Genomic DNA, 15,619 nt, shown 5'->3' with positions numbered 1-15,619 from the left:
TCTTAATTTAATTAAAAATTATTCGACCCAACAATGTTGCTTAAATGTTTTTATTTTGTTAAATGAATAATTTCTTTCTTATCATTGAATTTATCAATAATAGTGACGAGGGCGGTGCTATGAAACAGGATATTAGTACTAATCGTTTCGATGGACGCAGTATTACTCTTGAGCAATTACGTGCCTTTGTGTTTGTTGCTACACATGGGGGATTTGCTAAAGCTGGTGAAGAACTGGGAAGAACACAATCTACACTCAGCTTCAGTATCAAACGGCTTGAAGACGATATCGGTTGTCGTTTAATCGATAGACGTCAGGGGAGTATTATCGGATTAACTCACGAGGGAAAGCAGCTTTTACCTGCAGCAAAGGAAATTCTTTCTCGTATGACGCAAGCGCTACAGTTAGTGAAAAAGCTCCAATTGAGAGGCAAAATTACGCTCGGTGTACCTAACGATTTCAGTATTACAAAATTGCACAAAGCAATTTCTTATTGTCTAACTGAACATCCTGAATTGAAAATAGAGATTACTGCAGCTTCATCACCTGTACTTTCTGCGTTATTGGAAAACCAACAATTAGATATGGCGATAACAAAAGAAATAGCAGGACAGCCGATTAACACCAATGATAAAAGTATTTTGCTCATTGAATCATTGCACTGGGTTGCCTCAAAACACTTATACTTCAGCGAATTACCAGAAATTCCTCTGGTTATTTTTCCCGACGGTTGCATCATCCGCCAATACGCTATAAAAACGCTGGAACATGTGAACAAACCGTACTTCTTTTCATATGTCAGTTCTTCATTTGAAAACATAAAAAGTGCAATAGCACATGGGTTAGGGATTGGATTATTGCCACGTAGTGCATTAACCAATGAGCAATGTATATTATCCTCCGAACATGGAGTACCTAGTATTCCAGCCATTCAGCTTGTTTTAAATGTTGCAGTTCAGAGTGATTTGCACACGCTTTTTGCTAATTATCTGCGCTTCTCATTATCAGAATAATGACGGGGCAAACTTGCACTGGATAATTGTTTGACCAAGAAAGCAATCTTTACTAGCGGCTCATTACATATAATCCTTCACCATCCATGTATCACTCTAGAGGCTAAAATGGATGGCCTCTAGCGTATTCAAATGAAAAATACTTTAGTATCTCTAAAGAATCTCCGTCAGATACAGAAAAATCTCAATCTTAAAAATAATAATCTACTGTTATCCAATAGATTTCAAATTGCAGATCTACGACCAGGAAAAGGGCTATCAGAAACATAGCCAACGATGTAACTGGGATAAACGAGCGAGCAAAAAATAATTATTACCAAAACACAAAGTCGGTCACATTTACGCAACAAACTATCGGTTTTTATCGAAAAGTACCAGTAAATCCTCCGAAAGTCTCTTCTAAAAGGGCCGTTTAATCGCTTCAATCAAACAATGAAATAAACATAAAATTAACACCCTTCCCCCCATATGGATAACAAATCAAAATAAGGGGATTTTTTGGAACATGAGGTTGCTATGAGACTAGAAAATTTGCGTGCTGATAATAAACGCCCATTTACCAGTAAAGAATACCTAAGTTCACTTCAGGATAGCCGCGAGATTTACATCTATGGTGAACGGGTCAAAGATGTTACAACACATCCAGCTTTCCGCAATGCGGCTGCTTCAATCGGTCAACTGTATGATGCCCTTCATGCCCCAGAAACCCACGATGTACTCTGTTGGGATACCGATACTGGAAGTGGTGGCTACACGCACAAATTCTTCCGTTTCGCCACCAGCTCTGATGATATCCGCCAGCAGCGCGATGCTATTGCCGAATGGTCACGCCTAAATTATGGCTGGATGGGGCGTTCACCCGATTATAAAGCGGCATTCTGCTGCTCGTTGGGGGCTTATCCTGAATATTATGGGCAATTCGCTGATAATGCCCGCATCTGGTATAAGCGCATTCAGGAAAGCTGCATCTATTTCAATCATGCGATTGTTAATCCACCAATTGATCGCCATAAGCCCGCTGATCAGGTCAAAGATGTTTTTATCAAGATAGAAAAAGAGACAGATGCTGGAATTATTGTCAGTGGCGCTAAAGTCGTCGCAACCAATTCAGCCCTGACTCACTATAATTTTATCGGTTTTGGCTCTGCACAAGTTATGGGAGATAATCCCGATTTTGCCCTCATGTTTGTTGCACCAATGGATGCCGAAGGTGTGAAATTAATCTCCCGCGCCTCTTATGAATTAGTGGCCGGTGCTACTGGCTCACCTTTTGATTACCCCCTTTCCAGTCGGTTTGATGAAAATGATGCCATTTTGGTCATGGATAAGGTATTAATTCCGTGGGAAAACGTGTTAATTTATCGCGATTTTGATCGTGCCCGTAATTGGGCGGTGCAAAGTGGTTTTGCGCGACTATTCCCCATGCAAGCCTGCATACGCCTTGCCGTTAAACTCGATTTCATTACGGCACTGTTGCAAAAAAGCCTTGAATGCACTGGCGTGGTGGAGTTCCGCGGTGTTCAGGCCGATTTGGGAGAAGTCGTTGCGTGGCGCAATCTGTTCTGGTCACTGACAGATGCGATGTGGGCAGAAGCCAAGCCGTGGGAAAATGGTGCTTACCTGCCTGATACTCAAGCGATTCAGACTTATCGCGTGATGGCGCCCATGGCTTACACAAAAATCAAGAATATTATTGAAAGCAATGTCACCAGCGGCTTGATTTATTTACCATCCAGTGTCCGTGACATGAATAATCCTGAGATCAATAAGTATCTTGAAAAGTATGTCCGTGGCTCTAATGGTATTGACCATGTAGAACGAATCAAGATCTTGAAATTAATGTGGGATGCCATTGGCAGTGAGTTCGGTGGTCGCCATGAATTATACGAAATTAATTATGCCGGCAGTCAGGATGAAATTCGCCTACAATGTCTGCGTCATGCCTATGGCTCCGGCAATATGAAGAAAATGACGGAATTGGTTGATCGTTGTCTTTCTGACTATGATGTGAATGGTTGGACTCGTCCCCACTTACACAATAACTATGATATTAACCTGTTAGATAATCTACTGAAATAAATCAGTAGCAGAGGAGGCCTATTATGTCTGTAGAAAATAAACATCGCTTGCGTTTCAGGGATGCGATGGCAAGCCTTTCCGCTGCGGTGAATATCATCACCACGGATGGTTCTGCTGGGCGCTGCGGTATGACTGCAACGGCGGTATGCTCTGTGACAGATACGCCTCCGACTTTGATGGTATGTATCAATCGCAATAGCGCCATGAACCCGATAGTTCAAAAAAATAGCCACTTGTGTGTCAATATCCTGAATCATGAACAGGAATTGATGGCACGCCATTTCGCAGGCATGACGGGTATCAGCATGGAAGAGCGCTTTAATTGGGATATCTGGAAAACGGGAATACTGGGACAACCCTTGCTACAAGGGACACTCGCCAATTTAGAGGGCTGTATTAAGCAAGTACAAGAAGTCGGTACTCACTATGTATATCTGGTAGAAATAAAACAGATTATTGTTCGTGAAGAAGGCCATGGTCTTATTTACTTTAAGCGTAATTTTCATCCAGTGATGGATGAAAATATGGCAACCGTTGTTTAAAACAAGCACATTAAAACAGAAAGATTCTCAATATCGCCTCCTAACATGAAGGTTCCTTAACAAAGAGCCTTCATTTCTAAATTCTTATCAATCTCTTTTTAATTGATATTTAATAGGATTAGTACTGAATATCAGCCTGAAATTTCAGTCTAAAGATCCACAATCCCATCTCAAAATACATAACAAAAACTTTACATATAGATTAAAATGATTCAATTTCATCCTCATTTTTATTTAATCTACCTCTTTTCAACAAACAATAAACGAAAGGGATTAAATAACAATCAAATTGATTTTTTAGTGAGCACAAATCCACTTATTAACAATTTTTGATATTAATTTAGTGAATATTCTGCCAGATCCGGCATTACTTTTTTTCGTTAGTGTGATCAACCATCGAGAAGATACCATACCAGTATATTAACCTACCTCACCTCACAATCACTTTGAATAAATAAACAAAATAACAACTTTTTCGATACATTTAAGTTAAAAATATATTAACAACAGTATAATTATCTGAATATATATTTAGTTGAGTGTACTGCCCATCTAATGATAGCAAACAGAGGCATCACTATGAGTAAAACCGCTCCGATAGGTTTATGGGATCAACCCAAGCCTTTCTTCATGATATTTTTTGTAGAATTGTGGGAACGATTTGGCTACTACGGCGTTCAAGGTATTCTGGCTGTTTACTTCGTTCAACAGCTCGGTTTTTCAGAAGCACAATCATTTATCACTTTTGGTGCATTTACTGCGCTGGTTTACGGCCTGATCTCCATTGGTGGTTATGTCGGTGATCACTTACTGGGGACAAAACGTACCATTGTTTTGGGAGCTATCATACTAGCAATAGGTTATTTTATGATTGGCCTTTCCATCATAAATCCTGAGTTGATTTTTTATGCCTTGGGAACCGTCGCTGTCGGTAATGGCCTTTTCAAAGCTAACCCAGCCAGTCTGCTGGCAAAATGTTACTCGCCGCAAGATCCACGTTTAGATGGTGCATTCACACTATTCTATATGTCCATCAATCTTGGCTCTCTGGTTTCCCTCTCTCTTGCCCCCGTTATTGCTGAAAAATATGGTTATGCAGTCACCTACAATATCTGCGGTATCGGTCTGATTATTGCTTTGCTGGTTTATATTGCCTGCCGTCGTATGGTACATAGCATCGGTTCAGAGCCAGACCATGCCCCTTTGAACTATGCCACCTTATTTTTGGTTCTGGTGGGTGCAGTAGCTATGATTGGCGTCTGTGCATGGTTATTGCACAATATCAAAATTGCCAATATTGCCCTCGTGGCAATCTCAACCATTGTTGTGATGATTTTTTTCTGGCAGGCATTCAAACAGGATAGAGTCGGCCGCAATAAAATGTTTGTGGCATTTATTCTGATGCTTCAGGCTATTGTGTTCTTTATCCTGTATAACCAGATGCCAACTTCCCTCAACTTCTTCGCCATCAATAATGTTCACCACCAGATCCTCGGTTTTAATGTCAATCCCATCAGTTTTCAAGCACTGAACCCATTCTGGATCATCGTCGCTAGCCCTGTTTTGGCCGTGGTTTACACCAAACTGGGTAACAAAGGTAAAGATTTTTCCATGCCAACCAAATTCACCTTCGGCATGTTCTTATGCTCCCTGGGTTTCCTGACCGCCGCGGCTTCTGGCTTATTTGCCGATCGTAGAGTAGGCCTCAAGTTTGATGTCATCTCCCCAGCGGCCCCTCGTCAAACCGTGCGTGCGGTTTTCCCGCACACGGCTTTCCGACTGTCTTCTTCCTGCTGCATTACGACGTTACAAGGCGAGCATACCGACTGACTTCGTTTCCGTTTATCGACAGACTATACAACTTAAATAACCCGTGATACTTGTAGAACCAGCTCGGCGGATGGTCCCTCCATCCTTTAGTTCGCTTCTTGTGCTTCTTCCTCAACATAATACAGAGTGTCCATATCGTGTAATTTGCGATGCTTTTGAAATGCATCCGGGAGTTGCACGTCTTGAAATAATTACCCCACCCTCTAAGGATTGGGTTTATTTCTGTTCTGATTAGCTCCGGAAGATCCCGATGCTGACCTTTTCGTGTCACTTCACGAATCTTTCGCTTTACTCTTTTCATCGCTTCTGGTGAGGGGTAGTAATAGGTTCTCAATTTTCCATCCCTTTTGGACGGCTGCACTGCAAACCTGTGCCCCAGAAAGTCAAACGGTGACTTTATTGCATGAACGACTTTCGTCTTTTCGGTATTTAGCGTCAATCCAAGCTGATCAAGTACCTTACAGGCTTGAGCCAGATAAAACCTCGGTGCTTTCTTACACAAAATGACAAAGTCATCGGCATAACGAACAAGATGAGCGTCATGCTCACGCTGATTGAATCCCTCTTTTTCCCAGATATGATCCAGCCAGTGCAGGTAAAGATTAGCCAGTAGTGGAGATATCACGCCTCCTTGTGGAGTTCCTGCTATCCCCGCTTTCAGGTTTCCCTCTTCCATTACTCCAGCTTTCAGCCACATTTCAATCAGTTTCACAACTGAGCGATCTATGACTCTGGTTCTCACCGATAACAGCAATTTATCATGGGGGATAGTGTCAAAATAAGACTTCAAATCAGCATCTACCACCCAGTAACATTTAAAATTTAGCCACTTATAGATTTCTCTCAGCGCCTGCTGCGCATTTCTGCGAGGCCGAAAGCCATATGAAAAATCTTTAAAACTCGCTTCGAAAAGCGGTTCTATGACTATCTTTACTGCTGCCTGAACTACACGATCTTCAATAACAGGTATGCCCAGTGGTCTTTCCTTTCCATCCGGTTTAGGAATGTAAACCCTACGCACCGGTTGAGGAGAGTACTTCTTTTGAACTAGCTTCTTCTGGATGTCTTGCAGAAAGTTACCTACACCAATTTCAGTTTCAATCTTATCGATTGTTAACCTATCAATTCCTGAAGAACCTTTATTGGCTTTAACCTGCGTCCATGCCATAACAAGCACACGACCACTACATACCTTGTCATACAGAACACCAAATTTACGTTTTGGATCCGCCTTGGCTGCCAGGTATAGCTTGCGTTGCAGTACTCGTACCTTTTCAAATGCCGTGTTTAGAGCTTTCGCAATCACGTAGTACCTCCTGTAACAACAGGCATGACAGAAGTAGAGGTCCTTCCCTACGGTAAGGTTATGTTGTCCCTACCATCAACAGTACTATGACCTCCTCCGACTCCTCTATCCTGCATCTCTCAGAATTTCAGCGGTTACCTTATATCTTTGATTACGCAGTGGGTTAGACTACGACAGGTAGAGGTCTCGTTCGTTCCACTCAGTGCTATACATGCATCCCATCCTCAATACCCCGGATCCCTGTCATGACTTCATATGGTTGTTAATCCATCATGATTCACTGGCCTTCGCCCCCATTCTAAAGGCTCGGCAGGATCACCCTACACCACACTCTCCCAGCATAACTGTATGGCTGAAATTTACGAGGCTTGTTCAGGTTCACTTGCGTTACGGGCTGCATACTTGCGCGCACCCACAGTCTGGGTCAGGGGTCACGTTTATCCGGCGTTGCTCCCGTGTTTCAGTCACCATCCACACGTACGCCATAGCTACGCAGTCAAATCAACCAACTACTGCGGCAGGACTTTCACCTGCAAGACACTGAGCAGCTTAGCGAACCGCTCAGAATGGTATTACATCGCCATGGTTTATCGTACTGGTGTATTTGTTCCAGAGCGTCGGGGAGTTAATGATCAGTGCGTTGGGATTGGCAATGGTGGCAACGTTTGTTCCTAGCTACCTGACAGGTTTTATCCTGGGCATGTGGTTCCTGTCACAAGCCGCAGCATCAGTATTGGGTAGTTATGTAGCGACCTTTACTGCTGCACCAGAAGGCGTGACGAATCCACTGCAAACCCTGCCAATTTACACTAGTGTATTTAGTAAAATTGGGATTACCACCTTGATTGTCGCCGTGATTATGGCCTTTATGGTGCCATGGTTAAACAAAATTATGAAAGCGTAACCCGTTTAACCCTGTTTGATTAAGCAAATATTCTACTGATTGATAAGCCAAATAACGGGAGGGAAAGGCTGGCTAATTCAAGAAGAACTTAGCCAGCTTTTACATGTGCTGAGTAATAAATTTTATCTAAATAACAATGTATTACAGCACATCAATCGCATTCAGTTCTTTAAAGGCCTGCTCCAGACGAATAACCATAGACGCCTGAGCAGCACGCAGCCAAACACGTGGATCGTAGAACTTCTTGTTAGGCTTATCTGCGCCTTCCGGGTTACCCAACTGGCCTTGCAAGTAGCCTTCGTTCTTTTTGTAGTAGTTCAGGATACCTTCCCAAGTTGCCCACTGGGTATCAGTATCGATATTCATTTTAACTACACCGTAACTAACGGCTTCCTGAATCTCTTCTGCGGTAGAGCCTGAGCCACCATGGAAGACAAAATCCAGGCTATTGTGTGGCAGGTTGAATTTTTCAGAAACGTAGTCCTGTGAGTTGCGCAGAATTTTTGGTGTCAGTTTAACATTACCTGGTTTGTATACACCGTGGACGTTACCGAAAGATGCTGCAATGGTGAAACGCGGGCTAATGGCGTTCAGTTTCTCATACGCATAAGCTACATCTTCCGGCTGAGTGTACAGGGAAGAGCTGTCCAGATGGGAGTTATCAACACCATCTTCTTCACCACCAGTACAACCCAGTTCGATTTCCAGTGTCATGTCGATTTTCGCCATGCGTGCCAGATATTGGCTGCAAATCTCGATATTTTCTTCCAAAGATTCTTCTGACAGGTCGATCATATGAGAAGAGAACAGAGGCTTACCCGTTTGTGCGTAGTGTTTCTCACCTGCTTCCAACAGTCCGTCGATCCATGGCAGCAGTTTACGTGCGCAATGATCGGTATGCAGGATAACAGGCACACCATAATATTCTGCCATCTGGTGAACGTGGTGAGCACCAGAAATAGCACCGATAATCGCTGCTTGCTGACCTTCTGTTTTCAGACCCTTACCGGCAATGAAAGAGGCACCGCCGTTAGAAAATTGGATAATGACCGGAGCACGTACTTTTGCCGCCGTTTCCAACACTGCGTTGATAGAATCAGTACCAACACAGTTAACTGCTGGTAACGCGAAATTGTTCTCTTTAGCGACGGCAAAGACTTTTTGAACATCATCACCAGTGATGACACCCGGTTTTACGAAATCAAAAATTTTAGACATGTTACGTGGTCCTGTATTGACATTGAACAGGCAGCCAATGCTGCCTGTTATTACAACTTAATTACTTTTAGCACGTTCTTCCAGCATCACAACGGCTGGCAGTTTTTTGCCTTCAACGAACTCAAGGAAAGCACCACCACCAGTAGAGATGTAAGAGATCTTGTCAGCAATTTCGAACAGATCGATTGCCGCCAAGGTATCACCGCCACCGGCAATTGAGAAAGCATCGCTTTCAGCAATTGCGCGGGCAATAATTTCGGTTCCTTTACGGAAGTTAGGGAATTCAAAAACACCTACCGGACCATTCCACAAAATGGTCTTGGCGCTTTTCAGGATTTCAGCCAGACGTTCGGCAGAAGCATCACCCAGGTCAAGGATCTGCTCTTCATCTTTAATTTCGCTGGTGGATTTCAGCGTTGCTTCTGCAGTCTCAGAGAACTCTGTCGCAACACGAACATCGGTAGGAACCGGGATGTCACAGCTTTCCATTAATTTTTTCGCTTCCGAGATCAAATCATCTTCATACAGCGAACGGCCAACGTTGTGCCCTTCTGCGGCAACAAACGTATTAGCAATCCCACCACCTACAATCAGCTGATCGGCAATTTTGGACAGTGAGTCAAGAACAGTCAGTTTAGTTGAAACCTTAGAGCCTCCTACAATCGCCACCATTGGACGGGCAGGATTGTGCAGTGCTTTACCCAACGCTTCCAGCTCGCCAGAAAGCAGAGGGCCAGCGCAAGCAATTGGGGCAAACTTAGCAACGCCGTGCGTTGATGCTTGCGCACGGTGCGCCGTACCAAAAGCATCCATGACATACACATCACACAGTGCAGCATATTGCTTTGATAACGTTTCATCGTCTTTTTTCTCACCTTTATTGAAGCGAACGTTTTCAAGCACAACTAATTCGCCTTCCGCCACTTCAACACCATTCAAATAGTTTTTTTCCAGACGAACAGGAGAAGAAAGTGCTTCTTTCAAATAATCAACGACAGGTTGCAGTGAGAACTCTTCGTTGTATTCTCCCTCAGTTGGGCGTCCCAGGTGAGAAGTAACCATGACCTTGGCTCCCTGATTCAACGCAGCCTCAATCGTCGGCAAAGACGCACGGATACGTGCATCAGAGGTAACTTTACCATCTTTTACAGGCACATTCAGATCAGCACGGATCAATACGCGTTTACCCGCTAGATCTAAATCAGTCATCTTAATTACAGACATGGTGAATCCTCTCATTGATTCTTTATAAAATTACTCAATCTTCTGCTGTGGGCTGTTTGTGACACAACAAATGATTATTTGAAACCGGTTGCGGCCATTGCCAGCGTCGTATCAATCATGCGATTGGCAAAGCCCCACTCATTGTCACACCACACAAGGGTTTTAATCAGGTGCTTACCGCTAACCCTCGTTTGTGTACCATCCACAATAGCACTGTGGGGATCGTGGTTAAAATCCGTTGAAACCAACGGTAAATCAGTGTAATTCACTATACCACGAAACTCCCTGGCCGCTGATTTTTGCAGGAGCCGGTTCACATCTTCCACACTCACAGCCGAACAGACTGTTACGCTCAAGTCAATGGCTGTCACATTGATAGTGGGTACTCGAACAGAAATCGCCTCAAACCGATCATTAAATTTAGGGAAAATACGTGTGATCCCCGCCGCCAGTTTTGTATCAACAGGAATAATGGATTGACTGGCTGCCCGGGTTCGACGTAAATCACAGTGATAAGCATCAATCACGGGTTGATCATTCATCGATGCGTGAATGGTTGTCACCGTACCAGATTCAATATTGAACGCATCATCCAACACTTGGATAATTGGAATGATGCAGTTTGTTGTACAGGATGCATTAGAAACAATACGATCTTCGGCAACCAATGCGTGGTGATTAACACCATATACGACAGTTGCATCCAGATTATTTCCTCCCGGATGTGCAAACAGGACTTTCTTGGCTCCGCTGGCGATATGAGACTCTCCGTCTGCCCTTTCACCATACTTACCTGTGCAATCAAGAACAATATCAATACCCAACTCTTTCCACGGCAGAGCCGAGATATTCGGTTGATGAAATAACCGGATACTGTCGTCCCCTACTTGCAGTAAATCATTATTCAGGCGTACATCCCATGCAAAACGCCCATGACTGGAATCGTATTTCAATAAGTGAGCAATGCCTTGTGCATCTGCCAACTCATTGATAGCGATCACTGAAATTTCAGCTTGACGCCCTGATTCGTAAAGAGCACGCAAAACGCTGCGCCCTATTCTTCCGAAACCATTAATCGCTACCCTGATAGTCATGTTACTCCCTGAATTTCTCTGTAGTTACGCAACCGCTTAGGATAACTGAGCAATGTCTACTTGTACTGATAATTCATCATAAAATTAACCAGATTGTGACAGACAAAACATTTTATTATCTAATTTATGCACCTAACTGAAACGGTTCAGCAACTATAAAAAGCAGATTACGAGAAAAAAGGAATGATGGCAAGCGCCATTCGTCACATTATGGAAGAAAAGTTGAACAAAAAAAGAGCGCACTCGCTCTAAAATTGATACGAATGCGCTTATATGGATTATTTCAGCAAAGCTGTTGCCTTGGCTACTACATTTTCAACAGTGAAACCAAACTCTTTGAACAGAACATCAGCAGGTGCAGATTCACCGAAAGTATTCATACCAACGATAGCGCCATTGATACCAACGTATTTGAACCAGTAATCAGAAATACCCGCTTCGACAGCAACACGAGCAGAAACTGCGGCTGGCAATACTGCTTCACGATATGCAGCATCTTGCTTATCAAAAGCATCGGTTGATGGCATAGAAACCACACGAACCTGACGACCTTCGGCGGTCAGTTGCTCAGCCGCTTTCACTGCCAATTCCACTTCGGAACCCGTAGCAATCAGGATCAATTCAGGCTGGCCTGCACAATCCTTCAGGATGTAAGCCCCTTTCTCGATATTCGCCAATTGCTCAGTAGTACGCTCCTGCTGTACCAGATTTTGACGAGAGAAGATCAGTGAAGTTGGGCCATCTTTGCGCTCAATGGCATATTTCCACGCAACCGCAGATTCAACCTGGTCACATGGACGCCATGTGCTCATGTTTGGTGTTACGCGCAGGCTAGCAATTTGCTCGACTGGTTGGTGAGTTGGACCATCTTCACCCAGCCCAATAGAATCGTGGGTATAAACGAAAATGCTACGCACTTTCATCAGTGCCGCCATGCGTACAGCGTTACGGGCATATTCCACGAACATCAAGAATGTTGCGCCATAAGGCACAAAACCACCATGCAGTGCGATACCGTTCATGATGGCAGACATACCAAATTCACGTACACCATAGTGAATGTAGTTACCATCCTGAACTTCGTTCAGAGGCTTAGAGCCAGACCACATAGTCAGGTTACTTGGTGCTAAGTCAGCAGAGCCACCCATAAATTCGGGTAGAACTTTACCGAACGCTTCCAGTGCATTTTGTGATGCCTTACGGCTGGCAATGGAAGCTGGGTTCTGTTGCAGCTTTTCAATGAATGCCTTGGATTCAGTTTCCCAGTTCGCTGGCAGTTCGCCACGGGTACGACGGTTAAATTCAGCAGCCAATTCTGGATAAGCTTGCGCATAGGCAGCAAATTTTTCTTCCCAAGTAGCTTCCTTACTCTTACCTGCTTCTTGGGCGTTCCAGCCAGCGTAAATGTTCTGAGGAATTTCAAACGCAGGATGTTCCCAACCTAGCGCTTTACGGGTTGCTTCAATTTCAGCATCACCCAACGGCGCACCATGACATTCTTCTTTGCCTGCTTTGTTTGGTGAACCAAAACCAATGATGGTTTTGCACATCAACAGGGATGGTTTGTTTGTTTCTTTGCGTGCTGCTTCAATGGCTGCCGCAATAGCGTCAGAATCATGACCATCTACGCCACGGATAACATGCCAGCCATAGGCTTCAAAGCGTGCTGCGGTATCATCAGTGAACCAACCTTCAACTTCACCATCAATAGAAATACCGTTGTCATCATAAAATGCGATCAACTTGCCCAGTTTCAGTGTACCCGCCAAAGAGCAAACTTCATGGGAGATCCCTTCCATCATACAGCCGTCACCCATGAACACATAAGTATAATGATCGACGATATCATGGCCTGGACGGTTGAACTGCGCCGCCAGTGTACGTTCTGCAATCGCAAAACCAACTGCATTGGCAATACCCTGTCCCAATGGACCAGTAGTGGTTTCTACGCCTGGAGTATAGCCATATTCGGGATGGCCTGGCGTTTTAGAGTGCAGTTGACGGAAGTTCTTCAAATCATCAATAGAAACATCATAACCCGTCAGGTGAAGAAGGCTATATATCAGCATGGAGCCGTGGCCATTAGATAACACGAAACGGTCACGATCAACCCAGCTAGGATTAGAAGGGTTATGGTTCAGATAGTCGCGCCACAGCACTTCAGCAATATCGGCCATTCCCATTGGTGCGCCAGGATGCCCTGATTTTGCTTTCTGCACAGCGTCCATGCTTAAAAAGCGGATAGCATTAGCAAGGGTTTTACGAGTGGTCATTCTTTACTCCAAGTCGGATAAAAGCGTTAGTGAACTAAGGACTAATTTTCGCAGCGCAGCATACAAGCCGCAATCATTAATGTCAGATAAGGAGAACTATCTTAATTGTTCTCAGACAATAATTCTTTGATTTACCCTGTTGTTTTGATCCTCTTCAAAGTAATGCATACAACGAAAGGTACTCTTGCGCAAATAGGGAGTCATTTCCTTGTTTGATTTGCGCAATAGAAAGCCACGTATTAGACACGATATTCAATAGGTTAATCAAGGCTAAAAAGGTGAGTTTTTCGGCCCAATTAGGTTTATGATGCAAAAGTAATACATCCTCTAATTCCGAACATTTACTCACTTCAAAGAACAGTAGTTTTGATAAATTCACTTGTAATATAATGCATTAAACTTCAAGTTGTAATTTACAACACGCTATGAAACCTGATTTCTCCCCACGAAGCGGGGAGAAATCACACACATTCAGCTTCATTTTATTATTGACATATGCATTTATTTTCATATACATGGCAAAAATATTATTGTACGGTATTTAACTTTCCTCTTACTCTAAAATCAATAATAAATGACAAAACCTATACCTGATTCAATATTAACTCCAGCCATCATACAATTAGATTCCATCAATACAAAACGCGATGAGCTTATCCAATTACTCCATAACTGTGTCGAAAGTAATGCCTCTATCGGCTTTATTGCGCCATTGAAAGAAAACGAAGCAGAACAATATTGGCAAGATGTCGAAGCAGATCTTATATCAAGTCATCGATTACTGCTTGTCGCGCTAGCAGGTGAAAACATCGCAGGTTCAGTGCAACTTTCCCTCTGCAAGAAAAAGAATGGACTGCACCGTGCCGACGTGGAAAAACTGATGGTACATACCGCTTACCGCCAGCGTGGGCTTGGTAGAAAGTTGATGAATGAACTTGAGCGCCTGGCGAAACAATATCAACGTCATTTATTGGTATTGGACACGCGCACTCACGATCCAGCTTCTACACTGTACCGAAAATGTGGTTTTATTGAAGTCGGGCAGATCCCCAATTTTGTTATCGATTCCAACGGAGAATTTTCAGGGACAACGTATTTTTATAAATGGATTGAAGATGTTCTGTAAAAAACAAAAAACCCTGAGTTAAAAAAACTCAGGGCTTATAAATTCTGGCGGTGCGGACGGGACTCGAACCCGCGACCCCCGGCGTGACAGGCCGGTATTCTAACCAACTGAACTACCGCACCGCATGGCGTTCTGGTTGAGAACGGGGTGGATAATACGGGCTACGATAAAATCCGTCAATCGCTTTTTATAACAAAATAGTTTATTTGCGCAGTATTTCGCCTAAATTATGCATTTACCCCTATTTTGCGGCTGTTTCTCAATGTATCTGTTCAGGTTTTATACGCCAAAGACAGCTTCCCCCCTTCTTTTCCACCAAATCCAAACGAGATTCATGCTGAATTAATTCTTCATCGGAAGCATAAACAATTCTCAGCCCTGACTGTGGGCGAGTAATCTTCTGGATTTCTGCAACCTGCGTACTGCCTGACGTTTCCCCTTCCATCGAAAAAGCCAATGATGTCTGACCACCTGTCATTGACAGATAAACATCAGCCAGAATCTCGGCATCGAGCAACGCCCCGTGGAGGGTACGTTTTGAGTTATCAATATGGTAACGATCACATAACGCATCGAGATTATTGCGTTTGCCGGGGAAAAGTTTCCTCGCCAATGCCAAAGTATCTGTAATAGTACAAAACTCAGCAGTGGGTGGAATATTGCGATTCAGTTTACTGAATTCATAATCCATAAAGCCAATATCAAACGTTGCGTTATGAATAATCAACTCAGCACCACGGATAAATTCAATGAACTCATCAGCGATATCAGCAAATTTCGGTTTATCCTGCAAAAATTCATCACTAATGCCGTGAACTTCAAACGCTTCGGGATCAACTAAACGTTCTGGCTTGATATAAATATGAAAATGGCGTCCAGTCAGACGACGGTTGATAACCTCCACGGCACCAATTTCAATGATGTTGTGTCCTTCATAGTGAACCCCTAGTTTGTTCATACCGGTTGTTTCAGTATCGAGGACTATTTGGCGAGTAATAGCAGTGCTCATC

Annotated in this window: 11 protein-coding genes, 1 tRNA gene and 1 pseudogene; 6 read left to right on the top strand and 7 right to left on the bottom strand. The window is 43.5% G+C overall.

Translation table 11 applies throughout. The features are described from left to right. Positions 1 to 119 precede the first annotated feature (119 nt). The 4 genes from AAC853_RS01605 to AAC853_RS01590 all read left to right on the top strand — a co-directional run bounded on the left by AAC853_RS01605 (position 120) and on the right by AAC853_RS01590 (position 5,464). Positions 120 to 1,013 (top strand): LysR family transcriptional regulator, encoded by an 894-nt coding sequence (locus AAC853_RS01605; protein WP_340613482.1) that lies wholly within the window; start codon positions 120 to 122, stop codon positions 1,011 to 1,013. Between the two features lie 516 nt (positions 1,014 to 1,529). Next, positions 1,530 to 3,092: a 4-hydroxyphenylacetate 3-monooxygenase, oxygenase component gene (gene hpaB, locus AAC853_RS01600; RefSeq protein ID WP_338883157.1), complete on the top strand. Its 1,563-nt coding sequence runs from the start codon at positions 1,530 to 1,532 to the stop codon at positions 3,090 to 3,092. A gap of 23 nt (positions 3,093 to 3,115) precedes the next feature. Then, positions 3,116 to 3,634 carry a 4-hydroxyphenylacetate 3-monooxygenase, reductase component gene (gene hpaC, locus AAC853_RS01595; protein ID WP_340613481.1) on the top strand — a complete coding sequence of 173 codons (519 nt, stop codon included), beginning with the start codon at positions 3,116 to 3,118 and terminating at the stop codon, positions 3,632 to 3,634. A 579-nt stretch (positions 3,635 to 4,213) separates the two neighbouring features. Further along, positions 4,214 to 5,464 carry an oligopeptide:H+ symporter gene (locus tag AAC853_RS01590; protein WP_340613480.1) on the top strand — a complete coding sequence of 417 codons (1,251 nt, stop codon included), beginning with the start codon at positions 4,214 to 4,216 and terminating at the stop codon, positions 5,462 to 5,464. Here the strand turns inward: AAC853_RS01590 and ltrA are convergent. Beyond that, positions 5,433 to 6,770: a group II intron reverse transcriptase/maturase gene (ltrA, locus tag AAC853_RS01585; RefSeq protein WP_340613479.1), complete on the bottom strand. Its 1,338-nt coding sequence runs from the start codon at positions 6,768 to 6,770 to the stop codon at positions 5,433 to 5,435. The genes AAC853_RS01590 and ltrA overlap by 32 nt on opposite strands. 568 nt (positions 6,771 to 7,338) lie before the next feature. Here ltrA and AAC853_RS01580 point away from each other — a divergent pair. Then, positions 7,339 to 7,674: pseudogene (locus tag AAC853_RS01580) on the top strand (POT-type proton-dependent oligopeptide transporter); the annotation flags it as partial. Between the two features lie 141 nt (positions 7,675 to 7,815). Here AAC853_RS01580 and fbaA read toward each other — a convergent pair. The 4 genes from fbaA to tkt form a co-directional block, all read right to left on the bottom strand. Beyond that, a complete protein-coding gene (fbaA, locus tag AAC853_RS01575) occupies positions 7,816 to 8,892 on the bottom strand; it encodes a class II fructose-bisphosphate aldolase (RefSeq protein WP_338883161.1) in 1,077 nt (358 codons plus the stop codon). Between the two features lie 57 nt (positions 8,893 to 8,949). Further along, positions 8,950 to 10,116 (bottom strand): phosphoglycerate kinase, encoded by a 1,167-nt coding sequence (gene pgk, locus AAC853_RS01570; protein ID WP_338883162.1) that lies wholly within the window; start codon positions 10,114 to 10,116, stop codon positions 8,950 to 8,952. Positions 10,117 to 10,190: 74 nt separating this feature from the next. Next, positions 10,191 to 11,210 (bottom strand): erythrose-4-phosphate dehydrogenase, encoded by a 1,020-nt coding sequence (epd, locus tag AAC853_RS01565; protein ID WP_338883163.1) that lies wholly within the window; start codon positions 11,208 to 11,210, stop codon positions 10,191 to 10,193. A gap of 278 nt (positions 11,211 to 11,488) precedes the next feature. Beyond that, the gene (tkt, locus tag AAC853_RS01560; RefSeq protein WP_338883165.1) at positions 11,489 to 13,483 is read right to left on the bottom strand and encodes a transketolase; all 1,995 of its coding nucleotides are present in this window, start codon (positions 13,481 to 13,483) and stop codon (positions 11,489 to 11,491) included. A gap of 574 nt (positions 13,484 to 14,057) precedes the next feature. Here tkt and AAC853_RS01555 point away from each other — a divergent pair. Continuing rightward, positions 14,058 to 14,609: a GNAT family N-acetyltransferase gene (locus AAC853_RS01555; protein WP_340613478.1), complete on the top strand. Its 552-nt coding sequence runs from the start codon at positions 14,058 to 14,060 to the stop codon at positions 14,607 to 14,609. Positions 14,610 to 14,654: 45 nt separating this feature from the next. On the opposite strand, the gene AAC853_RS01550 is transcribed toward AAC853_RS01555, so the two are convergent. Both AAC853_RS01550 and dnaQ read right to left on the bottom strand, forming a co-directional pair. Beyond that, positions 14,655 to 14,731: transfer RNA gene (locus tag AAC853_RS01550), tRNA-Asp, on the bottom strand. 137 nt (positions 14,732 to 14,868) lie between these two features. Continuing rightward, the gene (gene dnaQ / locus AAC853_RS01545) at positions 14,869 to 15,618 is read right to left on the bottom strand and encodes a DNA polymerase III subunit epsilon (protein ID WP_338885610.1); all 750 of its coding nucleotides are present in this window, start codon (positions 15,616 to 15,618) and stop codon (positions 14,869 to 14,871) included. Between the last annotated feature and the right edge of the window lies 1 nt (position 15,619).

This window comes from Xenorhabdus thailandensis (genome assembly GCF_037996785.1).
Classification (GTDB): domain Bacteria; phylum Pseudomonadota; class Gammaproteobacteria; order Enterobacterales; family Enterobacteriaceae; genus Xenorhabdus; species Xenorhabdus griffiniae.
This window is presented reverse-complemented; position numbering and strand designations above follow the sequence as displayed.

Coding starts and splice junctions, on each gene's coding strand:
- AAC853_RS01605 (WP_340613482.1), top strand. CDS start 120: ATGAAACAGGATATTAGTACTAATCGTTTCGATGGACGCAGTATTACT.
- hpaB (WP_338883157.1), top strand. CDS start 1,530: ATGAGACTAGAAAATTTGCGTGCTGATAATAAACGCCCATTTACCAGT.
- hpaC (WP_340613481.1), top strand. CDS start 3,116: ATGTCTGTAGAAAATAAACATCGCTTGCGTTTCAGGGATGCGATGGCA.
- AAC853_RS01590 (WP_340613480.1), top strand. CDS start 4,214: ATGAGTAAAACCGCTCCGATAGGTTTATGGGATCAACCCAAGCCTTTC.
- fbaA (WP_338883161.1), bottom strand. CDS start 8,892: ATGTCTAAAATTTTTGATTTCGTAAAACCGGGTGTCATCACTGGTGAT.
- pgk (WP_338883162.1), bottom strand. CDS start 10,116: ATGTCTGTAATTAAGATGACTGATTTAGATCTAGCGGGTAAACGCGTA.
- epd (WP_338883163.1), bottom strand. CDS start 11,210: ATGACTATCAGGGTAGCGATTAATGGTTTCGGAAGAATAGGGCGCAGC.
- tkt (WP_338883165.1), bottom strand. CDS start 13,483: ATGACCACTCGTAAAACCCTTGCTAATGCTATCCGCTTTTTAAGCATG.
- AAC853_RS01555 (WP_340613478.1), top strand. CDS start 14,058: ATGACAAAACCTATACCTGATTCAATATTAACTCCAGCCATCATACAA.
- dnaQ (WP_338885610.1), bottom strand. CDS start 15,618: ATGAGCACTGCTATTACTCGCCAAATAGTCCTCGATACTGAAACAACC.